Annotated in this window: 19 protein-coding genes; 12 read left to right on the forward strand and 7 right to left on the reverse strand. The window is 61.6% G+C overall.

Annotation, left to right across the window (positions count from 1 at the left end):
• Window positions 1–116: 116 nt before the first annotated feature.
• From ccsB to ACUXV1_RS16660, 3 genes are all read right to left on the reverse strand, one after another.
• Window positions 117–1,262, reverse strand: a complete 1,146-nt coding sequence (gene ccsB, locus ACUXV1_RS16650) for a c-type cytochrome biogenesis protein CcsB (protein WP_446016086.1) — start codon at window positions 1,260–1,262, stop codon at window positions 117–119.
• A complete protein-coding gene (locus ACUXV1_RS16655; RefSeq protein WP_446016055.1) occupies window positions 1,262–3,280 on the reverse strand; it encodes a cytochrome c biogenesis protein ResB in 2,019 nt (672 codons plus the stop codon). Before ACUXV1_RS16655 ends, ccsB begins: the two co-directional genes overlap by 1 nt.
• 202 nt (window positions 3,281–3,482) lie before the next feature.
• Window positions 3,483–4,100, reverse strand: coding sequence for a c-type cytochrome (locus ACUXV1_RS16660; protein ID WP_446016054.1), 618 nt, complete (start codon window positions 4,098–4,100; stop codon window positions 3,483–3,485).
• A 91-nt stretch (window positions 4,101–4,191) separates the two neighbouring features.
• Between ACUXV1_RS16660 and yihA the strand changes: the two genes are divergently transcribed.
• Window positions 4,192–4,824 carry a ribosome biogenesis GTP-binding protein YihA/YsxC gene (gene yihA, locus ACUXV1_RS16665; RefSeq protein WP_043638169.1) on the forward strand — a complete coding sequence of 211 codons (633 nt, stop codon included), beginning with the start codon at window positions 4,192–4,194 and terminating at the stop codon, window positions 4,822–4,824.
• A 314-nt stretch (window positions 4,825–5,138) separates the two neighbouring features.
• Here yihA and ACUXV1_RS16670 read toward each other — a convergent pair whose 3' ends face one another.
• The 3 genes from ACUXV1_RS16670 to ACUXV1_RS16680 all read right to left on the reverse strand — a co-directional run bounded on the left by ACUXV1_RS16670 (window position 5,139) and on the right by ACUXV1_RS16680 (window position 7,358).
• Window positions 5,139–6,011, reverse strand: coding sequence for a septal ring lytic transglycosylase RlpA family protein (locus ACUXV1_RS16670; protein ID WP_043638166.1), 873 nt, complete (start codon window positions 6,009–6,011; stop codon window positions 5,139–5,141).
• A 131-nt stretch (window positions 6,012–6,142) separates the two neighbouring features.
• Window positions 6,143–6,607 carry a tRNA (cytidine(34)-2'-O)-methyltransferase gene (locus tag ACUXV1_RS16675; RefSeq protein WP_081862658.1) on the reverse strand — a complete coding sequence of 155 codons (465 nt, stop codon included), beginning with the start codon at window positions 6,605–6,607 and terminating at the stop codon, window positions 6,143–6,145.
• Between the two features lie 40 nt (window positions 6,608–6,647).
• Window positions 6,648–7,358, reverse strand: a complete 711-nt coding sequence (locus tag ACUXV1_RS16680) for a ComF family protein (RefSeq protein WP_043638159.1) — start codon at window positions 7,356–7,358, stop codon at window positions 6,648–6,650.
• Between the two features lie 144 nt (window positions 7,359–7,502).
• On the opposite strand from ACUXV1_RS16680, the gene bioB reads away from it, so the two are divergent.
• The 10 genes from bioB (at window position 7,503) to ACUXV1_RS16730 (ending at window position 18,176) form a co-directional block, all read left to right on the forward strand.
• A complete protein-coding gene (gene bioB, locus ACUXV1_RS16685) occupies window positions 7,503–8,486 on the forward strand; it encodes a biotin synthase BioB (protein WP_043638155.1) in 984 nt (327 codons plus the stop codon).
• 116 nt (window positions 8,487–8,602) lie between these two features.
• Complete coding sequence (gene bioF, locus ACUXV1_RS16690) at window positions 8,603–9,757, forward strand: 8-amino-7-oxononanoate synthase (RefSeq protein ID WP_446016053.1); 1,155 nt, start codon at window positions 8,603–8,605, stop codon at window positions 9,755–9,757.
• A gap of 72 nt (window positions 9,758–9,829) precedes the next feature.
• Window positions 9,830–12,679, forward strand: coding sequence for a bifunctional diguanylate cyclase/phosphodiesterase (locus ACUXV1_RS16695; protein WP_081862657.1), 2,850 nt, complete (start codon window positions 9,830–9,832; stop codon window positions 12,677–12,679).
• On the forward strand, window positions 12,669–13,298 hold the full coding sequence (locus ACUXV1_RS16700; protein WP_114152693.1) for a class I SAM-dependent methyltransferase: 630 nt from the start codon (window positions 12,669–12,671) through the stop codon (window positions 13,296–13,298). The genes ACUXV1_RS16695 and ACUXV1_RS16700 overlap by 11 nt, the downstream gene beginning before the upstream one ends.
• A 24-nt stretch (window positions 13,299–13,322) precedes the next feature.
• Entirely contained in the window at window positions 13,323–14,087 is a 765-nt protein-coding gene (gene bioH, locus ACUXV1_RS16705; RefSeq protein WP_019101747.1) for a pimeloyl-ACP methyl ester esterase BioH, read from the forward strand.
• On the forward strand, window positions 14,084–14,986 hold the full coding sequence (gene bioC / locus ACUXV1_RS16710) for a malonyl-ACP O-methyltransferase BioC (RefSeq protein WP_043638138.1): 903 nt from the start codon (window positions 14,084–14,086) through the stop codon (window positions 14,984–14,986). The genes bioH and bioC overlap by 4 nt, the downstream gene beginning before the upstream one ends.
• Window positions 14,987–14,990: 4 nt before the next feature.
• Complete coding sequence (locus ACUXV1_RS16715; RefSeq protein ID WP_081555197.1) at window positions 14,991–15,536, forward strand: GNAT family N-acetyltransferase; 546 nt, start codon at window positions 14,991–14,993, stop codon at window positions 15,534–15,536.
• 15 nt (window positions 15,537–15,551) lie between these two features.
• A complete protein-coding gene (locus ACUXV1_RS16720; RefSeq protein WP_043638134.1) occupies window positions 15,552–16,451 on the forward strand; it encodes a patatin-like phospholipase family protein in 900 nt (299 codons plus the stop codon).
• A gap of 90 nt (window positions 16,452–16,541) precedes the next feature.
• Entirely contained in the window at window positions 16,542–17,195 is a 654-nt protein-coding gene (locus ACUXV1_RS16725) for a glutathione S-transferase family protein (RefSeq protein ID WP_043638132.1), read from the forward strand.
• 123 nt (window positions 17,196–17,318) lie between these two features.
• Window positions 17,319–18,176, forward strand: a complete 858-nt coding sequence (locus ACUXV1_RS16730; protein WP_043638130.1) for a sterol desaturase family protein — start codon at window positions 17,319–17,321, stop codon at window positions 18,174–18,176.
• Between the two features lie 292 nt (window positions 18,177–18,468).
• Here ACUXV1_RS16730 and ACUXV1_RS16735 read toward each other — a convergent pair whose 3' ends face one another.
• Window positions 18,469–19,191 (reverse strand): glycine zipper 2TM domain-containing protein, encoded by a 723-nt coding sequence (locus ACUXV1_RS16735; RefSeq protein WP_081555196.1) that lies wholly within the window; start codon window positions 19,189–19,191, stop codon window positions 18,469–18,471.
• A 514-nt stretch (window positions 19,192–19,705) separates the two neighbouring features.
• Between ACUXV1_RS16735 and ACUXV1_RS16740 the strand changes: the two genes are divergently transcribed.
• Window positions 19,706–21,082: an amino acid permease gene (locus ACUXV1_RS16740; RefSeq protein ID WP_052052110.1), complete on the forward strand. Its 1,377-nt coding sequence runs from the start codon at window positions 19,706–19,708 to the stop codon at window positions 21,080–21,082.
• The last annotated feature ends 60 nt before the right edge of the window (window positions 21,083–21,142 follow it).

Here is a 21,142-nt window from a genome sequence, read left to right on the forward strand (position 1 = left end):
TTAGAGCACGCTCACGATCTCGCGAGCTTGAGCGAGACACGGTGTTGAGGCGGAGAAAGCGGGGTGTATCTGTTTACACCCCGTGCCATCAAGAGCAGCAGAGCGCAAGCAGGCTCTTACAGGCCGCCGTAGGAATGCAGGCCGGCCAGGAACATATTGACGCCTAGGAAGGCGAAGCTGGTGACGAACAAGCCCACCACCGCCCACCAGGCCAGCGGCGCGCCGCGCCAACCCTTGACCAGGCGAATGTGCAGCCAGGCGGCGTAGTTCAGCCACACGATCAAAGCCCAGGTTTCCTTGGGGTCCCAGCTCCAGTAACCGCCCCAGGCGTCTGCGGCCCACATTGCGCCCAAGATGGTGGCGATGGTGAAGAACAGGAAGCCGACGGCGATGGCTTTGTACATCACCTCGTCCAGCACCTCGGCCGGCGGCAGCTTGTCCTTGAGCCAGCCCTTCAGCGAGAGGAGTTCAGCGATGCCGAGCATGGCGGCGATGGCGAAAGCGCCGTAGCCGACGAAGTTGGCCGGCACGTGTATCTTCATCCACCAGGATTGCAGCGCCGGGATCAAGGGTTGGATCTCGTGAGCCTGGCGATCGAAGGTGTACCACAGGATGAAGCTGACCGAGGCGCAGATCACCAGCAGCACGAAGGCGCCCATCTGACGCGCCGCGTACTTGGCTTCGTAGTACAGATACATCAGCGAGGTGATCAGCGTGAACAAGACGAAAACTTCGTACAGATTGGACACCGGGATGTGGCCGATGTCCGGACTGATCAGGTAGCTTTCGTACCAACGGGTGAACAAGCCGGCCAGGCCCATTACCGACGCGGCCCAGGTCAGGCCGGTGCCCATGCGGTTGAGGGTGTCGGAGCGAGTCAGCAAGCCGATCCAGTACGAGAAGGCGGCCAGGAAAAACAGCGTGCACATCCACATGATGGAGGATTGGCTGGACAGCATGTACTTGAGCAGGAAGGCGGTCTGCCCGCGCGCGAGCTCATGCTGATAAACCTGGATCGCCAGCAACGAGATACAGCCCGCCAGCGGGAAGAACCAGCGCCAGGATTTCCAGAACCAGCCCAGGCCGATCAAGCCGAGCGCCGAGCCGGCCAGGATAGCCTGCTCATAGCCGTCCATGTAATGGTTGTACAGCGCGTAGCTGTAGCCGGCGGCGCCCAGCACCAGCAGCGCGTAGAGCCAGTCGGTCAGGCTCAGCCGTTTCAGCAGCGGCTGTTGCGAGAAAGAAGCGTGGGCCAGTTCCATCATGCACCTCGTACCAGCTGTTTGATTAGTTGAGTATGGCGCGCAAAGTCGCCGTCCAGATCGCGATTATGCCGGTTTGACGTCATCGCTACCCGTACTTTGGAACCATTGACGCGAACCCATAGACGCAGCTCGCGCACGTAGAACATCAGGATGATGCCGAAGACCAGCAGCACCGAGCCCAGATAGACCAGGGTCTTGCCGGGCGAGCGGGTCAGCTGCAGGCCGGAGGCTTGCACCTGCTCGAAGCCTTCCAGTTGCAGGAATACCGGCGCGCCGTAGTCGTGCAGCGAGCTGACCGCCACCAGGCTGTCCAGCAGGAAGCGGTAATGCTCGCTGTCCAGCTTCATCGCCGGCAGGCCGGCTTTTTCGTCCGCCACCGCCATCACGTCCGCCACCGCGCCTTGCAGAATCTTGATATAGGTTTGCGCCACGGCCTGGCGTTTGTCTTGCGGCACGCGGGCGTCCAGGAACTTCTCCAGACCGACGAAGCCGCTGTCGCCGAAGCGCGCCAATACCCATTTGACGCTGTCGGTGAACTGCTGCTGCATTGCCGGGCTGATAGCGTCGCCTTTCAGCGCCTTGTGCGCGGCGCGGCGGGCGATTTCGTCGTAACGCGCCGGGTCCAGCAAAGCGGCGCGCAGGCGCATGAAGCGCTCCATGCTCATCTCTTCATCCAAGGGGATGCGCACGTATTGGAACGGTTCGGCCACGGTTTTGCGCACGCCGGCCATCTGATAGCTGGCGCCGTCCTGCTGAATCGGGGCCATGTAATGCATGAACTCCACCGCTTGACCCTGGGCGTCGCGCAGTTTGAAACTGATCGACGGCCCCTGGTTTTTCAGCTGCTTGTCTTGCTTTACCTCGCGCGCGTCGTGCATGCGCTGCGACAAAGTGCGCTGCTCGTCCTGAGGCTTGCCGATGTTTTCTATGTTGAATACGCGCAGTTCCCCCACTTCCAGCGTGTAGTCCTTGCCGTTGGCTTTCAGGGGTTGGCTGGACATCGACACCGCTGGAATCTCGGTGGGACGCGCCTGCGGCGCGGCCAGGTTCCAGGCCTTGAACTTGAGCGGGGAGGCGCCGTCGCCGAAGCTGGACTGGTAGATGGCGATGCCGTCGACGATCAGCGGATGGTTGACCTTGACGGTGGCCTCGGTGGTTTTTCCGCTGGCCTTGTCTGTGACGACGATGTCGCTGGCGAACAGCTTGGGCATGCCGTTGCTGTAGTAGTCGACGTGAAACTTCTTCAAGGTGATGATGAAGGGCAGTTCCTGAACCAGGTAGCCGTTGCCGGCGTTGAGGAAGGTAACGTCGGCGCTCTTGTTCTCCGCAATGGTGACATTGCCGCGGAAGGACAGATTGTTCGGGCCCAAGCGGCTGACCGCCGGAATCTGGTTTTGCGGCACATCGCGGGTTTCGGGCACCACTTTGCCGGTCAGTTCGCCTATTTTCAAGGGCAGGTTGCCGTCCAGAAGGCCGCCTATGCAGATCACCACCAGCGCGATGTGGGCGAAGAAATAACCAAGCTTGCCGGCCGCGCCTTTCTTGGCCGCCAGCACCAGGCCGCCGTCGGTGCGCGCTTGCTCCTTGAGGCGGAAGCCTTGCGCCTGCAAGTAGGCGCGGGCGGCCTCGGTGTCGAAGCCTTCCGCCTGGAAGCTGACGCTGTGTTTCATCGCCGCCAGTGAGTTGTCGGAGGCTTTTTCACGGTAAGCGCGCATCTCCTTGATGAAGCCGGGACCGTTGCGCAGAATGCACAAGCTGGTGGACAGCACGAGGAAGGCGAGGATGGTGAGGAACCACGCCGAATGGTAGACGTCGTACAAGCCTAGCCATTCAAACGCTTGAAACCAGAATTGCCCGAATTCGAAGGCATAATTGGGATAGGGTTCGTTCTGTTTCAGAACCGTCCCGATCACCGAGGCGATGGCCAGTATCGTCAGCAGGCCGATGGCGAAGCGCATCGAGCTGAGCAACTCATACCAGGCATGAGCCAGGCCGTTGCGGCTAGTTTTTTTCATAGTGGCGTAAAGTGCAAAAAGGAAAGCCCGTGGACGGGTCTTCCCTTTTGAGCCGGGGGTGCCGGACAAAGTTGCCGGCGCGTCTCGAGGTGCGGACGGCGCCGTCTGGCGCAAGCGGCGCGGAGTTCCCTACACGGCGCGGCCCTGCGGGCCGTCATGCCCGGCCGGCCGCGCAAGCGGCGCGGTCGGGCGGCATCGGTGCTCAGCGCAGGCCGGAAATGTATTCGGCCACGGCCTTCATTTCCGCGTCGCTCATGCGGTTGGCGATATCCTGCATCGGGCCGTTCTTGCGGTCGGTGCCGGCCTTGAAGTCTTGCAACTGCTTGACGATGTAGCCGGCGTGCTGGCTGCCCAGACGCGGGTACTGGTCGGGCAGGCCCTTCCCGGCGGGGCCGTGGCAGGACATACAGGCGGGGACTTGGGTGCCGGCGTTGCCGACGCGGTAGATCTTGGCGCCCAGCGGCATTTGCGTTTTGTCGGAGGCCTCGCGGTCCTTCGGCTTTTGCTCGCTGTAGTAGGCGGCGACATTGCGCATATCGTCTTCGGACAGCGTGGAGGCCATGCCCAGCATGGTCGGGTTCTTGCGCACGCCCGCCTTGAACGCCTTCAACTGGGTGTACAGATAGTGCGCGTTCTGACCCGCCAGCGTGGGGTTGGCCGCGGCTACGCTGTTGCCGTCAGTGCCGTGGCAAGCCGCGCAAACCGTTTCTACGATCTGTTTGGCCTTCACCGGGTCCGCCTTGGCGGCAACCGGCGCAGCCGCCAACGCGTTTCCGGCCAGGGTTGCAGCCGCCATCGCCAACAGCATCATACGTTTCATGGTCGCTCCTTTAGGGGCTATCCCTAAATATCTGTAAAAGTGGCAATTTCAAACCTGCTATTCTATACCAACTGATTTCACCCTTACTACTATGTCGACTTTTCAAAACGCCCGATTTTATACCACCGTCAACCACATGAAGGACTTGCCGCCCACCCGAGCGGAGGTCGCCTTCGTGGGCCGCTCCAATGCAGGCAAGTCCAGCGCTATCAACACATTGGCCAATCATGGCCGTCTGGCGCGGGTGTCCAAGACGCCGGGCCGCACTCAGCACATCAATTTTTTTGAGCTGGGTAACGAATGTTTTCTAGTCGATTTACCCGGTTATGGCTATGCCGAGGTGCCTGAAGCGGTGCGCGCGCACTGGGTGGAGCTGCTGGGACGCTATTTGCAGTCGCGCGAGAGCCTGATCGGCCTACTGTTGATTATGGACGCGCGCCATCCTTTGAAAGAGCTGGACCGCAAGATGCTGGAGTTCTTCCGCATTACCCGACGGCCGGTGCATATCCTGTTGTCCAAAGCCGACAAGCTGTCGCGTCAGGAGCAATCCAAGGTGCTGGCCTTGGTCAAGAGCGAGCTGAAAGACTATCCGGACGTCAGCGTGCAGATGTTTTCCAGCCTGAAGAAAAGCGGGGTAGAGGACGTGGAGCGGGTGGTGAACGGCTGGTTCGACCAGTACATGGGACAGCCGGCTGCGGACGAGTCCGAGCCGCCGGAACTTTAGGAACAGGCCCGCACCTAAACAAGCAGGTGGCCAACACCTCCCGCTTGCCTCCCTGAGCGGGGCCTGGATTGATCAGGCTTGCCCCGGCAGCAGCTTGCCGGGGCTTTTTATTGGCGGCGGAAACGACAAAGGCGAAGGAGATGTCTCCTTCGCCTTTGTTTTTGACCGAGCGCTTGTAGAGCCTGTTTACGATCTCGCGAGCTAGAGCGAGACAAGGCGAAAACGGCTGAGAAAGCGGAATGTACATACGGTACATGAGCATTTCGAAGTCGGTTTCAACGTCGTATCGCCGACGCGCAGCAGATCGTTGGTTCTTACAAGCTGGTGACTACGGTCTCCACGTGCAGGTTCTCTGCGGCGTTGCGCACCGCGTCGCTGGAGCGGAAGGGCCCCAGACGCACTTTGTAGACGCCTTCCTGATTCACGATGCCAAGCTTGGACTCGTATTTGTCGTCCATCTCGCCCAGCATTTTCTGCACCATCGCCTCGGCGTTGGCCAGTTTGGAGAAGCTGCCCAGTTGCAGATACTTGGGCGTGTCTTCAACGCGTCGAGCGGTGTTGACGGGACGGGTGCTGGCGATGTTCTCGCCGCCGGCGTCCGGCCATACGCGTTCGATGGCGATCTTGGCGCTGCCTTGCTTGACGAAGCCCAGGCGATAGGCCGCCGCGTAGGACAGGTCCATCAGGCGGTTCTTGTGGAAGGGGCCGCGGTCATTGACGCGCACCACCACGGATTTGCCGTTGTTAAGATTGGTAACCCGGGCATAGCTCGGGATCGGCAGCGTAGGATGGGCGGCGGTCATGGCGAACATATCGTATTTCTCGCCGGAGGACGTTTTGCGGCCGTGGAACTGCTTGCCATACCAAGAGGCGCGGCCCGTGGCTTGGTAGGGTTTTTCGCGCGTGTCGGGGCGGAAGCTCATTCCCAGCGCTGTGTAGGGCAGGTTGGCTGATTTGATCAGCGGCTCTTCCTGGGGCACAGCGTCCGGCACCAGGTTCAGGTTGACCGGAATATGGTCGGCGGGACCATCGTTCTGGAAAAAGGCTCCATTTTTGGCAACGGTTTTCTTGTTGCCGGTCGACGAGGAGGCCGACTGGTTGGTGGCGCTGGCCGTCTTCACGGTGGAACAGGCCACGAGTACGAGACTGACGAACACAAGCCACAGCCATCGGAGTACTGATTGCATAGATCTCCCTTATGCTGTCGGAACCACTGCAAACCTTGGCGCGCCGTTTGAACGTCGGCGCTTCGCGCTTGCTAGCAAGCGCTCGGACCAGGCTTTTCAGAGTCCCTTGTTGGGCCGATCTGCGAACCGCTTCAGCTTCCCCCTGCGAAATCTAGCTGTCGCCAAGCCTCGAACACCGTCACCGCGACCGTGTTCGAAAGATTGAGACTTCTTGATTCTGGACGCATCGGCAAACGAATCCTCTGCTGCGGAGGCAAAGACTCCAGCACTTCAGGCGGCAGACCGCGGGATTCGGGACCGAACAAAAAAACGTCCCCAGGTTGATAGGATATCCGGTCATGGCGCTCGGAGCCCTTGGTGGTGGCGGCAAAAATACGCCGTCCGCGCAAAGTCTCTTGACAAGCCGCCCAATCCTCATGAACCACTACGCGTGCGTACTCGTGATAATCGAGTCCCGCTCGTCGCAGCTTGGCGTCCTCCAAAGGGAAGCCCATGGGTTTGACCAGATGCAGTTCACAGCCGGTGTTGGCACATAAACGAATCACATTGCCCGTGTTGGGCGGTATTTCCGGCTGAAAAAGAATTACAGTGAACATCGTTGGCAGCCTGGATTGTTCCAAAGAATCAAAATCTTGGTCAAGTTTTAGGAGAAAAGGCCCTGGCGAGCACCCAGCCATCGACCCGTTTTGCCCCCTGTTTTTTCAAAATTTCGGCCAGCGCCGACAGGGTGGCGCCGCTGGTGGCGACGTCATCGACAATGGCGATGGAAAGCCCGTCACAGCGGCAATTTACGCCGAAAGCATGGCGGAGGTTTTTCCGGCGTTCGGCGCGTCCGAGGGAGGCTTGGGGAAGAGTGTTGTATTTTCGCCAACAAACCTCGGCGCTCAAACGGCTCGCCATTGTAGCAGCGAATGCTTTTGCCAACTCATGACTTTGATTGAAACCGCGTTCGGCAAGCCGTTCTTTTGCCAGTGGAACAGGAATGACGAGGTGATATTTTGGGCTGAGCGGTAGGGCGAAATCGGCGAGCAAGCCACCCAAGGCCGCGCCCATCTGCAGCTGTTTTCCGTATTTGAAGGCGTGGATCAACGCGGCGAGAGGGTAATCGAACAAATACGGCGCGTACAGCGCGTCAAAGGCGGGAGGCCGGCGTTGGCACTGGCCGCATAAGCCGGAGACGGGCAGCGGTTCCGCGCAGCGCGCGCATTGCGTGGACGGCAGAGCAGGCAACTGTCGGCGACAGTCCTGGCAAAAGCCCCGCTCTGCCCGCCAGTCCCCGCAGAGCAGGCATGGCTGATTAAATATTGTGCACTTGTCAGTTATGATCCTTGTCAGGTTTGACAGCATGGCGCCCTCCCCAGCAAGATGCGCTGATTCGCCCCACGCCCGGCCGGGCGTGGCACTCTGACGGTCCTGACGGCGAAAGCCGGAGTTATCCTTGCCAGATCAAGGTCTTCCATCGCCGGACAGTGACCACAGCCAGGATAGACCATGCATTCTTCCGCTATCGAATTCAAGCCTTCCGCCAACCCGCATCCGGAATCTGCCAGCTGGACTGTGGCGGAAATCGAAACGCTGCTGGCCTTGCCCTTCATGGAGCTGGTATTCCGCGCGGCCGAGATTCATCGCCAGTTTTTCGACCCCACCAAGGTGCAGCTGTCCACGCTGATTTCCATCAAGACCGGCGGCTGTCCGGAAGACTGCGGCTACTGCCCGCAATCGACGCATCACGACACGCCGGTGCCCAATCAGCCGATGCTGACGGTGGACGAGGTCTTGAGCGCCGCGCGCGCGGCCAAGGCCAACGGGGCCAGCCGCTTTTGCATGGGCGCGGCCTGGCGCGGCCCCAAGGACGCGGACTTGGAAAAAACGTTGGAAATGGTCAAGGAAGTCAAAGCCTTGGGGCTGGAAACCTGCGCCACCTTTGGTTTGCTGAAGGGCGGACAGGCGGAAAAACTGAAGGCGGCCGGCCTGGATTATTACAATCACAATCTGGATACCTCGCCGGACAAATATTCCGATATCATTGCCACGCGGGACTATGAAGATCGGCTGGACACTTTGGGAAAAGTACGCAGTGCGGGTCTATCGGTGTGCTGTGGTGGTATTGTTGGCATGAATGAAACCCGCAACGATCGCGCAGGTCTGATTGCACAGCTAGCGAATCTTGAGCCGCAACCGGAGTCGGTGCCTATCAACAAGCTGGTCAAGGTAGAGGGCACGCCGCTGGAAGGCGCCGAGCCGCTGGACTGGACCGAGTTTGTGCGCACCATCGCGGTGGCCCGCATCGTGATGCCCAAAACCTATGTGCGATTGTCCGCCGGACGCCGCGAAATGGATGAGTCCACGCAGGCTTTGTGCTTCCTTGCCGGTGCCAATTCCATCTTTTACGGCGACAAGCTCTTGACGACCGGCAACCCCGAGGTGGATGCCGACCGGCAGCTGTTGGAAAAGCTTGATCTGACGCCGCTTTGAGCGGATTGGGCGGCGGATTCGCGGGCGATGTAAAAAATGTATATATAAGGAATAGCTTGGGCGGCCGGCGAGGCTGGTTCCGGCCAAGCCCTTTTCACGGGATATTTCGAGCCGATATGCGCCTTCAAGACTTGCCTGCCGCCCTGCTGGACCTTTCCGCCACCCATTGCCGTCGCCAACGCGCGGTCATCGACAGCCCTCAAGGGGTCGAAGTGGTGGTGGACGGGCGTTCCTATGTCTCTTTCGCCAGCAACGATTACCTTGGATTAGCCGATCACCCGGCCCTGGTGCGCGCCGCGCAGCAGGGTCTTGAACGTTGGGGGGTGGGCGGCGGCTCCTCGCATTTGCTGGCCGGTCACTTCAGCGTGCAACAGCAGGCCGAGGAGGCGTTGGCGGAATTCGTCGGCCAGCCTGCGGCATTATTGTTTGGCTCCGGCTACGCGGCCAATCTGGCGATTGTCAGCAGTTTGCTGGACCGCGGCGACGCGGTGTTCGCCGACCGGCTGAACCATGCCTCGTTGAACGACGCCTGTAGACTGAGCCGCGCCGAGTTCAAGCGCTTTCATCACAACGACCTGACGCAACTGGAACGTTTGCTGGCGGAGTCCAGCGCGCGCTCCAAACTGATCGCGGTGGAGTCGGTGTACAGCATGGACGGCGATGAAGCCCCGCTACCGGCGTTGCTGGCCTTGGCCGAACGCTATGACGCTTGGCTGTATGTGGATGACGCCCATGGCTTCGGCGTGCTGGGCGATGGTCGCGGCGCGCTGGCCGAGCACGGGCTGTCCAGCCCGCGCTTGATTTACATGGCGACCTTGGGCAAGGCCGCTGGGGTGGCCGGCGCCTTCATCTCCGGCGGAGCGGACTTGGTGGAGTGGCTGATCAATTCCGCGCGCAGTTATATTTACACGACCTCCCAGCCGCCGGCGTTGGCCTGTGCGATTCTGGCCAGCCTGCGCTTGATCTCCGAGGCGGATGAGCGGCGCGCGCGGCTGCGTGAATCGATAGAAACTGTCAAATCAGGACTATCTGAATTCAAATACTCCGTAGGGGCTTCCCGAACGCCGATTCAGCCACTTATCATAGGCAGCGAAGAACAGGCGTTGGCCATGGCCGCCCGTCTGCGCGAGCAGGGCTTGTGGGTGCCGGCGATCCGCCCGCCCACGGTAGCGGCCGGGACGGCGCGCTTGCGTCTGTCTTTGTCGGCCATGCATCAGCCGGAACACTTGCAGCGCCTGCTGTCCTGTATTCAGCGCGCCGCGGCGTCCTGAGCCGGCGCGCCCATGGGGAGGGGCGCATCGGCATGGCCGGATTTTCCAGCTAACTCATACTACGATAATCACATGAAGAGCATGGCTGAATATCTGGCGACGCCAGAGCAGGCTGCAGCAATGGCGCTGTCTCTGCTGCAAGAGCAGGGAGGAGTGCGTGTTGCCGCGGTTTGGCGGCAGCTGGGGGCGGCCTGGCAGCTCTTGGCGGCCTTGGGCGCTGCCGACGCTCTGCCTAGCGTGGAAATGCTGGAGGGCGGCGGCAGGTTGCATGCAGGCTGTGAGGCGATGCCCTTGCGCGCCGGGGAGCAGGTGCTGGGATGGTTGGTGTGGCGCGGAGACGCCGGCTCGGCGCTGAATCCTTCCGCCGCCTTGCTCTGCGCGCATCTGCTGTGCGCGCGGCTGGGCGCGGAGCAGGTGGCCGCGCGCGAAGCCAACGAAGCCTTGTTCGATATTTCGCAGTTAGCCGAAGAGTGCGGCACCATCGATCAGGTTCTGCCCGGCTTGCACCGGCAGATGATGCGGCTGATGGACGCCAGCAACTTCTACATCGCCCTATACGATGATGAAGCCCAAGTCATCCACTTTCCCTTCTACATCGACCAACGCGACCCCGCCCCACCCGCCAGCGACGCCATTTTTCCGCTGACTGGCCACGCCCAGTCCTTGACCGCCTGGTTGATCCGCGGCGGCAAGCCGGTGGTGCTGAGCCGGGAGCGCCTGCTGGAAGTGTGTCAGCAGGAGGGGCTGAGCCGGCAGGGACTGCTGCCGGCCAGCTGGATGGGGGCGCCGCTGGTCAATGCCGGCGGCCATGTGATCGGCGCGGTGGTGCTGCAGCTGTACGAGGATCAAACGCCGCTGACATCGGCCGAGCAGCAGTTGTTTCTGTTCGCCGCCCGCCATGTCGGCTTTGTGCTGGAGCGGGTGCTGCATCGCAGCCAGTTGGAGCGCCAGGTTTGGCTGCGCACCAGCGAGCTCGAAGGCGCCAACGCGCGATTGCGCGCGGAGGTGGCCGAACGCAAGCGCGCCGAGCGTTTCCAGGGCGCCTTGTTCCGTATCGCGGAGTTGTCGAATACCAGCTTGTCGCTGGAGGCTTTTCTCGGCGGTCTGCACCGCCTGCTGGCCGAAATGGTGCCGGCGCGCAATTGTCTGGTGGCCTTGTACGATCAGGCCGAGGATTGCATCAGCTTTCCCTACTGCGCCGACGAATACGCGCCGCCGCTCAAGCCGCATCGGCCCGGCAAGGGCTTTGTCGAACAGGTGCTGCACAGCGGACGGCCTTTGCTGATTGATCCCTATTCGCAGCAGAACCGCCAGCCTGAGGCCGATGAGGAGCTGCCCCGGCCCAAGAGCTGGCTGGGCGTGCCCTTGTATTGCGGCACCGATCTCCTGGGCGTGCTGGCGGTGCAGAGCTATGAAGAGGACGTGGTCTACAATTTCCGCGATCAAGAGGTGCTGGAATTCGTCGCCAACCATATCGGGGCGGCGCTGACCCGGGTCAAGGCGCTGGAAAGCCTGCAAACCGCTTACGTGGAGCTGGAGCAAAGGGTGCGGGAGCGGACCAGCGAGCTGGACGCGGTCAACGCCCAGTTGGAGTTCGACAGCCTGCACGATCCGCTGACCAAGCTGCCTAACCGCAGCTATTTTTCCAAGGCCTTGCGCCGGGCTTGGGAGACGTATTCGCATGGCGGAGGCGAGCGCTTTGCGGTGCTGTTCATCGATCTGGATCGCTTCAAGCTGGTCAACGACACCCTGGGCCATCTGGCCGGCGACCATCTTTTGTTCGAGGCCGGCGCGCGCATCCGTTCCTGCTTGCGCCATTACGATTTTCTGGCGCGGCTGGGCGGCGACGAGTTCGCGGTGTTGATGTTCGGCATGGACGGCGGCGGCGACTGCGAGCGCATCGCCCAGCGCATTGTCAGCGAGTTCGAGCGACCGGTGATCCTGGCGGGGCGGGAGGTGTTTTCCACCGCCAGCGTCGGAGTGGTGCTGGCGGACCACGAGCATTACCACAAGGCCGACGATCTGCTGCGCGATGCCGACCACGCGATGTATTGCACCAAGCAGCAGGGGCGGCAGGGTTATACCTTGTTCAACCATGAGCTGCGCATCAATCAGGCGGACCAGTTGGCGTTGGAGAGCGAACTGCGGCGCGCGCTGGAGGAAGAGGGGCAGCTGCTGCCGTATTTCCAGCCCTTCATGGAAGGCGACAGCGGCGAGCTGGTCGGCTTCGAAGCCTTGGCCCGCTGGCAGCATCCGCAGCGCGGCCTGATTTCGCCCGGCTTGTTCCTGCCCATCGCCGAGGAGAGCGGGCTGATTACCCGTCTGGACCGCTATATGCTGAACGCCGCCTGCGCTCAATTGAGCGCGTGGCGCGCTCAGGGCCGGGTGGGGCCGGAGGTGGCCCTGCACATCAATCTGTCGTCGGCCCATTTCCACGATCCGGAACTGGCGGTCTGGATAGGCGAGCGCATCCGGCACTACCGGCTGCCGCCGGCGACGCTGCATTTGGAAATCACCGAAAGCGCGCTGATCGATCAGCCGGAAATCGCCGCCACCGTGATGCACGCGTTGCATGAACTGGGGGTTCGGCTGGCCTTGGACGACTTCGGCACCGGTTATTCGGCGCTGTCCTATCTGCATCGCTATCGTTTCGATGTGCTGAAAATAGACCAGTCCTTTGTCTTCGATCTGGATCGCACTCAGGAATCGGCGGCTATCGTGCGGGCTATTCTGGCGTTGGCCAAGGCCCTGGATCTGGAGGTGGTGGCCGAAGGCGTGGAAACGGCCGCTCAACTGGCCATGCTCAAAAAGATGGGCTGCGGCAAACTGCAAGGCTTTTACTTCGCCGCTCCGGCGCCGGCCCAGGGCGTGGACTGGGAGCGGCTGGCCCGCTTCCGCAAGGAGTTCCAAGGTGAGTGCTAGCGGATGGCGGCGCTGGCCGCAGGCATTCAACCGCTGGCGCTACAATCTGTATGCGCCGGTCTACGATAGGGTGGCGCAGGCTTTCGCCGCGCGCCGTCGCCGTTCCATCGCCCTGCTCAATCCGCAGCCTGAGGAGCGCATCCTGCTGGTGGCCGCCGGCACGGGTTTGGACCTGGACTTTATGGTGCGCTGCCGCCATGTGGCCGCCATCGACATCTCGGACGGCATGCTGGCGCGGCTGAGCGCTCACGCCGAGGCCTTGGGCATGGCGGTGGACGCCAGGGTGATGGACGCGCAGGCGATGGATTTCCCCGACGCCAGCTTCGACGCGGTGGTGCTGCATCTGGCGTTGGCGGTGGTGCCGGACCCGCAAGCCTGCATCCGCGAAGTGGAGCGCGTGCTCAAGCCCGGCGGCCGGGCGGCGGTGTTCGATAAATTCCTGCCCGACGGCCAGCGGCCGTCTTTGTTGCGCAGCGCCGGCAACCAGCTGTCGCGTCTAATCGCCACCGACATCAACCGTCGGCTTGAAGATATCCTGGCGGCCTGTCGTTTGAGCAAGGTTCATGACGAAGATGCCGGACTAGGTGGTTTCTTTCGCATCGCGATCTTGCGAAAATGATGGTTTCACCCCATCTGGTCGTCCATGAGTCTGTTTGTTGAAACGCTGGGTCAAGGCCCGGACGTCGTCCTGCTGCACGGTTGGGGCTTGCATGGCGGTGTGTTCAGCCGCGTGGCGGCGCAATTGGCTGCCCGTCATTGCGTGCATCTGGTTGACCTGCCTGGTCACGGCGCATCCGCCCCGTTGGCCTCCTTCGACGCCGACGCGGTGGCCGATCTATTGGACCAGGCTTTTCCATTGCCGCTGCAATTGGTGGGCTGGTCGCTGGGCGGGCTGATCGCCCAGCATTGGGCGGCCCGCCATCCCGACAAGATCAAGAGCCTGGCCTTGGTGGCGACCAGCCCGCGCTTCGTGCGCGAGGAGGGCTGGCCGCACGCGCAGGAGCGCAAATCCATTGAAGCCGTGGCCGCCAGTCTGGACGGCGCCTTCGAGCAGACGCTGGAGCGTTTCCTGGCCTTGCAGATGATGGGCGCGCCGTCCGCCCGCGACACGCTGAAGGCCTTGCGCGCGGACCTGTTCGCCCATGGCCGGCCGCAAGGCCTGCTACCTGCGCTGGAACTGTTGCTTATGGCCGACGCGCGCGCGCTGGCCGGCCGCATTCAATGCCCGGTGGGCCTGTTCTACGGCGCCCGCGACGCCATCACGCCGATAGGCGCCGGCCGTTGGCTGGCCGACGCGCTGGGCGATGCCCGGCTTTATGAATTTCCGCAAGCGTCGCATGCGCCGTTTCTGTCGCACGAAGCCGAATTCGTCGCCGCGCTTGCCCAGCATTTGGAAACCCATGCATGACTGAAGCGTTTTACACCGACAAGGCGCGCGTGCGCGCCTCGTTTGAGAAGGCCGCCGCCAGCTACGACTCCGCCGCGGTCTTGCAGCGCGAAGTCTCCGACCGGATGTCCGAGCGGCTGGACTACATCAAGTTTCAGCCGCAAGTGGTGCTGGACGCCGGCGCAGGCACCGGCTACGGCTCGGCCCAATTACGCGCCCGTTATCCAGATGCGCGCGTGGTGGAGCTGGACCTGGCCCAGGCGATGCTGCAAGCCTCCCGCGCCAAGCAGCAGAGCGGCGACGGCCTGTTGAAGAAACTGTTTCGCCCCAGCCTGCCGTGGCAGGTGGTGGCCGACGTCGAGCGCTTGCCGCTGGCGGACGCCAGCGTGGATATGATCTGGTCCAGCCTCACCATCCAGTGGGTCAATGTGCCGGATAGCGTGTTCGCCGAATTCCGCCGTGTGTTGAAGCCCGAAGGCATGCTGATGTTTTCCACCCTGGGCCCGGACACCCTGCATGAATTGCGGGGCGCCTTTGCCGGAGTGGACCGCGCCACCCACGTCAACCAATTCATCGACATGCACGATCTGGGCGACGCGTTGATGCGCGCCGGTTTCGCCGAGCCGGTGATGGACATGGAAAAAATCGTGTTGACCTATGGCCGCGCCCGCGACGTGATGGCGGACCTGAAAGCCATCGGCGCGCACAACGCCACCAGCGGCCGCGGCCGCGGCCTGATGGGCAAGCACGCCTGGCAGCGGGTGGAGGCGGCGTATGAGGATCTGCGCCGCGACGGCAAGCTGCCGGCCACCTACGAGGTGGTGTACGGCCATGCCTGGAAGGGCGGCGACAAGAAACTGGCCAAGTTCAGCGACGATGGCCGTCAGGTGATCGAGTTCGTCAAGAAACGGCCGGAATAAGGCGATGCCGACCATCCGCCCGGCGACGCAGACTGATGCCGCTTGCCTAGCCGCCTTGTCGATTCAAGTGTGGCTGAGCACCTACGTGACCGACGGCGTCCGCCGGGACATGGCCAACTATGTGTTGAGCCAATTCACGCCGGCGAATTTCGAGGCCTTGATTGTCGATTCCGCGCATCATCTGCTGGTGATGGAGCAGGATGATTTCCTGATTGGCTACGTACTGTTGAAGCGGGACAGCCCATGCCAGGGCTGTGACTTCGCCACCGTGGAAGTCGAGCGGCTCTATCTGGTGGAGAGCCGTACAGGGGAAGGACTGGGCCGGCGCTTGCTTGAAGCGGGGCGGCGTTGGGCGTTCGCCCTTCCAGAGCCCGCCCGCCTGTGGCTGACGGTGTGGCACGGCAATGAGCGCGCGATCGCGTTCTACCGCCGGTTGGAAATGGATGTCCACGGCGAATGCTATTTCGAATTGGAGGGCGCGCGGCATCTGAACTATGTGATGCTGGATTCCGCGTCCGTTGGGGCGGCGTTGATTGCCGCCGATGTCTGAAAGCCTGATGGAATCATGATTAGCAAACATACACTCCGGCCCTGGTTGCTGGCGAGCATGGCCGCGCTGCTGGCTGCCTGCTCCACCTTGTCTTCCCCCCCCGCGGCGGTGACGCCCAAGCCGGTGCTGAAGCCCAAGATCGGTTTGGCGCTCGGCGGCGGCGCGGCCAAGGGCTTCGCCCATGTCGGCGTGATCAAGGTATTGGAAGCCGCCGGCCTCACGCCGGACCTGGTGACCGGCACCAGCGCCGGCAGCGTGGTCGGCAGCCTGTACGCATCCGGTCTTAGCGGCATGCAGTTGCAGAGCCGGGCGATTCAATTGGATGAATCCAATCTCACCGACTGGACCTTGTCCAGCAAGGGCGTGATCAAAGGCGAGAAGCTACAGAACTGGATTAACGCCCAGGTGGCCAACAAGACCATGGAACAACTGCCACGGCCGTTTGGCGCGGTGGCCACCGAACTGGACAGCGGCCGCAAAGTGGTGTTTCGCCTGGGCAATACCGGCCAGGCCGTGCGCGCCTCGGCCAGCATTCCTAATGTGTTTCTGCCGGTGAAGATAGGCAACAAGAGCTATGTGGACGGCGGCCTGGTCAGCCCGGTGCCGGTCAGCGCCGCGCGCGAGATGGGCGCGGACTTCGTCATCGCCGTCGATATCTCGGCGCGGCCGCGCAAGGGCGCCGCCACCGGCTTTCTGTCCATGCTGGACCAAAGCCTGAACATCATGAACGGGCCGGCGCTGGCGCAAGAATTGAAGCAGGCCGACGTGGTGATACGCCCGCAAGTGCAGGATATCGGATCCGCTCAATTCGACGCGCGTCATCAGGCTATTCTGGAGGGCGAGCGCGCGGCACAAGCGGCGCTGCCGCAGATCCGGCAGTTGCTGCAGCAAAAAGCCATTGCCATGAATAAGTAATGGCATAATGCTGCCGGGCTGGTCCTGCATCGCAGCATGGCCGGCCGCCTTCCATCAGCAACCGCAGGCACGGCCTGCCTGGAGACCTGAATGATCAAGCTTTACGGCGCTGCGCTGTCCCCTTATTACAACAAGGTCAAAATCGCCTTGCTGGAAAAGGGCGTCAACTTCCAAGAAATCCTCACCGCCCCTTCGCAGCAGGAAGAACTGCTGGCGAAGAGCCCGATGGGCAAGATTCCTTTTGTCGAAGTGGGCGGCCACGCCATGGCGGAGTCATCGGTGATCCTGGAATGGCTGGAGGATGCCTATCCCACCGCCTCCTTGCTGCCGCCTACGCCGAACGGCCGCGCTCATGCGCGCCAATTGAGCGCGATGCTGGATTTATACGTGTTGTCGCCGGCGCTGCCGCTGTACCGCCATTGGCTGTTTGGCAGCCCGCTGGAAGCCGGCGCCATTGACGCCGCTCGCCAGCAGATCACTCGAGGCGTGGCGGCCTGCGCGCAGTTGCTGGATTACGGGCCTTGGGCCTGTGGCGAAGATTTCAGCAGCGCCGACATCAGCGCCGCCTGCATCCTGCCGGCGCTGGAGCAGATGAGCAAAGCCTTGCTGGGCGAAGACGTCACCGCCGGTTTTCCCGACCGCGAGGCCTATCTGCAGCGCCTGTCCGGGCGCAGGAGCGTGAACCGGACCTGGAGCGAGAGGGAGGCGGCCTTGACCGCGTTCCGCGCGCGTCAGCAGCAGTAGGGTAGACCGCAGGACAGGGCTGATCCGCTTGCCGGCATTCGGCGTTTGAGTAATTATAGAGCTCAAACTCCAATCAAATGTTTGCGTTAGCGCGTGGACACAGTTCCCAAGCGGGAGGCGGTGATGAAGTTCGACATTCAACTGCTGCTGTTGGCTTTGGCGCCGGTATTCCTGGCCTGCGTTGCCGGCGAGCTCTGGTATTTGCGCCGCCAGGGCCGGCTCAGCCTTTACGACTGGCGCGACTCGGTGTGCTGCGCCTGTTTGGGTTTGTTGCATCAGGGCGCGGACAAGCTGGCCTGGGTGCTGGTGCTGCCCTTGTACGCATGGATTTATCAGCAGCACCGCTTGTTTCAGTTTTCCGATTCCTGGCTCAGCTTCCTGCTGCTGTTCATCGGTCAGGATTTTCTCTACTACTGGTTCCACCGCGTCAGTCATCGCGTGCGCTGGCTGTGGGCGGCGCACAGCGTTCATCACAGCTCCACCCGCATGAATTTCACCACCGCCTTCCGTCAGAGCCTGATGTATCCATTGGCCGGCATGTGGGCGTTCTGGCTGCCGCTGGCCTGGCTGGGTTTCCCGCCGGAGCAGGTGGTGGGCGTGGTGTTGCTGAACCTGGCGTTCCAGTTCTTTGTGCATACCCAGGCCTGCCCCAAGCTGGGTTGGCTGGAGTACGTGCTCAACACTCCGTCCATCCATCGCGGCCATCATGCCAAGAATCCGCGCTACATCGACCATAACTACGCAGGCGTGTTGGTAGTTTGGGACCGCCTGTTCGGCACCTATGTGGAAGAGTGCGAGCAAGATCCCTGCGACTACGGCACGGTCAAGCCGGTGAACAGCTTCAATCCGCTGTGGGTCAGCGTGGTGGAATGGCGCGACATGCTGCGCGAAGCCTGGCGCGCGCCCAACTGGAAAGACCGTTGGACGGTCTTGTTCGGCCCGCCAGAAGAGGCGGAGGCGGTTGCTGCGCGTTGGCGCTGAGCACCTGTTTGTAATCGGCCTCCGCGTCGGTGGTGACATGGCGCGATGCGTATCGGCTTCGAAATGCTCGTATACCGTATTGAGTAAAGCGGGCTGCGCTGCGGCGGCGCCTTGCTTCGCTTTAGCTCGCGAGACTTTGAACAGGCCCTGAGGGTATGAAAAAAAGCGGACCGGGAGGTCCGCTTTTGCGTGGCAAGGCTTGGGGGTAAGCGCGGCCAAAAAATTCAGCTTTTACGGCTGAAGCAAGTCGCGCGGCAAGTCGGTGCAATGCAACATCAGGATTTTAGCCGCTCTAAACCAGCACCTTGCCGTTCTTGGCCGGCAAGGTTTTACCCTTGGGCTTGCGATCCATGCGTACGGTGCCGGTCTTGCCGTCCAGCGAGTATTTGACGTCGTAGCCGACGACCTTCTCGCTGCTTTCGTTCACTTCATTGCAAATAGTCTGGGTGCTGTTGACCTGATCGCGTTGCTGCATGCCTTCCTGCACCTTGTTGCCAGCCAGGCCGCCGGCCAATGCGCCGATCACGGTGGCGGCTTTCTTGCCGTTGCCGCCGCCCACTTGATTGCCCAGCACGCCCCCGAGCACGCCGCCTATCACGGAGCCGGCGATGCGGTTTTGATCCTGAACCGGCGCCTGATGGGTCACTTGCTCCTGATGGCATACCTGCTTCGGCGCATTGACGGTTTCCTTGATCGGCGTCACCGCCAGAATGCGGGCATGCGTGGCGTGAACCGGCGCCGCCGGCTTGGCCGGCGCGCTTGGTTCGGCGGGCTTCGCAACGGCTTGAGCCGTTTGAGCGGCGGCCGGCGCGGCCGCCGCGACGGTAACCGGAGCGGAGGCCACCGTGGGCGGCAGAACCGCGGCGGCGGATGCTGCGGCCGGCGCGCTGGCGGTTTGCTGAGGCGCGGCCGCGGTTTGCGGGTTGGATTTCACGGCCTGATAGCCGGCCACGCCCAGGCCGCCAAGGGCAATGCCGCCGCCCAGCACGCTGGCGATCAACAAGGATTGTTTCATGGTTCGTCTCCAAAAAGCAGGCCGTCTATGCGGCCGTAATCATGATGAGTGAGATGAAATTCAGACACTTTATGGTGGCAGACAGTTGCAAATTAAATGTTTTCCATTTGTTACTAAAAGTGGCGAGTCGTTAGCGTTTACGGGAGCGAGGACGGGGGGCGACTATCGATAGCAGTTTGATTTAAATCAAGATATCGGCAAGCAAACGCTTGCTTATGTGTCATTGTACTGATACGGGCGGAGGAGAGGGCGCGTGGCAGAAATTTGCAGTAGTCTGCAGCTTGTTGAGCAATTTGAGCAAAGTATTTGTTTAAATAATCGAATTTAATTTCATTGTATTCAATATATGACGTGATCGAGGCATAAAACTCCAATGTCGTCGTTTGACTCAGTCTGCGCTTAGGTGCTTAATGTTCAGCTTGTCGATGTTTGCAACAGGAACGACGCGGCTTGCCTGAATTGTCATGCTGTTGGTATTAATGTTGCTGGAAAATGATGATTTGAGGGGGCAGCCTTGACTGATATCTCCACTGAAGCCGGTTTGAAACGCGGCTTGAAAAACCGCCACATACAATTGATCGCGCTGGGCGGCGCGGTAGGCACTGGCCTGTTCCTCGGTTCGGCCAGCGTGCTGAAAGCCGCCGGCCCGTCAATGATTCTGGGCTACGCCATCGCCGGCCTGATCGCCTTCATGATCATGCGCCAACTGGGCGAAATGGTGGCACAGGAGCCAGTGGCCGGCTCGTTCAGCCACTTCGCCTATCGTTACTGGGGTGATTTCGCCGGCTTCCTGTCCGGCTGGAACTACTGGGTGTTGTACATCCTGGTCAGCATGGCCGAGCTCACCGCGGTAGGCGCCTATGTCCAGTACTGGTGGCCTCATGTGCCCACCTGGGTGTCAGCGCTGGTGTTCTTCGTCTGTATCAACGGCATCAATCTGGCCAACGTCAAGGTTTACGGCGAAGCGGAGTTTTGGTTCGCCTTGATCAAGGTGGTGGCGGTGATCGCGATGATTCTGTTTGGCGGCTATCTGCTGCTGACTGGCACCGGCGGTCCGCAGGCCTCGGTGAGCAATTTGTGGAGCGACGGCGGCTTCTTCCCGCACGGCTTTGGCGGCTTGTTCATGATGATGGCGGTGATCATGTTCTCCTTCGGCGGTCTGGAGCTGATTGGCTTGACCGCGGCTGAGGCGGACAATCCGCGCACCACCATCCCCAAGGCGGTGAATCAGGTGATTTACCGTATCCTGATCTTCTACATCGGCTCGCTGGTGGTGCTGCTGTCCTTGTATCCGTGGAGCAAGGTGGCGTCCGGCGGCAGCCCTTTCGTGATGATTTTCCAGCAGATTGGCTCCGGCCTCACCGCCAACCTGCTTAACTTTGTGGTGTTGACCGCGGCGCTGTCGGTGTACAACAGCAGCGTCTACGCCAATAGCCGCATGCTGTACGGGCTGGCCAAGCAAGGCAACGCGCCCAAGGCCTTGATGCAGGTGGACAAGCGCGGCGTGCCGGTGATGGCGATCCTGGTTTCGGCGGCGGCGACTTTCGCCTGCGTGATCCTCAACTATGTGTTGCCGGGCGAGGCGCTGGGCATCTTGATGTCGCTGGTGGTGGCCGCCTTGGTGACCAACTGGGCGATGATCAGTCTGACGCACTTGAAGTTCCGTCGCGCCAAGATCGAGGCCGGCGAACAGCTGGTGTTCAAATCCTTCTGGTTCCCGCTGACCAACTGGGTCTGCCTGGCCTTCATGGCGATGATTTTGCTGATCCTGTTGCTGACGCCGGGTGCCGCGGTATCGGTCTATGTGTTGCCGATATGGTTGGGGCTGTTGTGGGTGGGTTATCGCGCCAAGGGCACACCGGCGGCGGAGCCCGCGCGTCAAACGCCTTGAGGATGACTTCATCGGTCGCCGCTCTGGCGAGACCGTAATCGGCAGGGCCGCCTCCGCAGG

It is taken from the genome of Chromobacterium sp. W521 (assembly GCF_052805975.1).

Bases quoted from the DNA above. Each gene is read 5' to 3' on its own strand.
- ACUXV1_RS16730 (WP_043638130.1), top strand. From the start codon at position 17,319: ATGAAGTTCGACATTCAACTGCTGCTGTTGGCTTTGGCGCCGGTATTC.
- bioC (WP_043638138.1), top strand. From the start codon at position 14,084: ATGACTGAAGCGTTTTACACCGACAAGGCGCGCGTGCGCGCCTCGTTT.
- ACUXV1_RS16655 (WP_446016055.1), bottom strand. From the start codon at position 3,280: ATGAAAAAAACTAGCCGCAACGGCCTGGCTCATGCCTGGTATGAGTTG.
- ccsB (WP_446016086.1), bottom strand. From the start codon at position 1,262: ATGGAACTGGCCCACGCTTCTTTCTCGCAACAGCCGCTGCTGAAACGG.
- ACUXV1_RS16720 (WP_043638134.1), top strand. From the start codon at position 15,552: ATGATTAGCAAACATACACTCCGGCCCTGGTTGCTGGCGAGCATGGCC.
- ACUXV1_RS16680 (WP_043638159.1), bottom strand. From the start codon at position 7,358: ATGCTGTCAAACCTGACAAGGATCATAACTGACAAGTGCACAATATTT.
- ACUXV1_RS16735 (WP_081555196.1), bottom strand. From the start codon at position 19,191: ATGAAACAATCCTTGTTGATCGCCAGCGTGCTGGGCGGCGGCATTGCC.
- ACUXV1_RS16675 (WP_081862658.1), bottom strand. From the start codon at position 6,607: ATGTTCACTGTAATTCTTTTTCAGCCGGAAATACCGCCCAACACGGGC.
- ACUXV1_RS16695 (WP_081862657.1), top strand. From the start codon at position 9,830: ATGAAGAGCATGGCTGAATATCTGGCGACGCCAGAGCAGGCTGCAGCA.
- ACUXV1_RS16660 (WP_446016054.1), bottom strand. From the start codon at position 4,100: ATGAAACGTATGATGCTGTTGGCGATGGCGGCTGCAACCCTGGCCGGA.
- ACUXV1_RS16725 (WP_043638132.1), top strand. From the start codon at position 16,542: ATGATCAAGCTTTACGGCGCTGCGCTGTCCCCTTATTACAACAAGGTC.
- bioF (WP_446016053.1), top strand. From the start codon at position 8,603: ATGCGCCTTCAAGACTTGCCTGCCGCCCTGCTGGACCTTTCCGCCACC.
- bioH (WP_019101747.1), top strand. From the start codon at position 13,323: ATGAGTCTGTTTGTTGAAACGCTGGGTCAAGGCCCGGACGTCGTCCTG.
- ACUXV1_RS16715 (WP_081555197.1), top strand. From the start codon at position 14,991: ATGCCGACCATCCGCCCGGCGACGCAGACTGATGCCGCTTGCCTAGCC.
- ACUXV1_RS16670 (WP_043638166.1), bottom strand. From the start codon at position 6,011: ATGCAATCAGTACTCCGATGGCTGTGGCTTGTGTTCGTCAGTCTCGTA.
- bioB (WP_043638155.1), top strand. From the start codon at position 7,503: ATGCATTCTTCCGCTATCGAATTCAAGCCTTCCGCCAACCCGCATCCG.
- yihA (WP_043638169.1), top strand. From the start codon at position 4,192: ATGTCGACTTTTCAAAACGCCCGATTTTATACCACCGTCAACCACATG.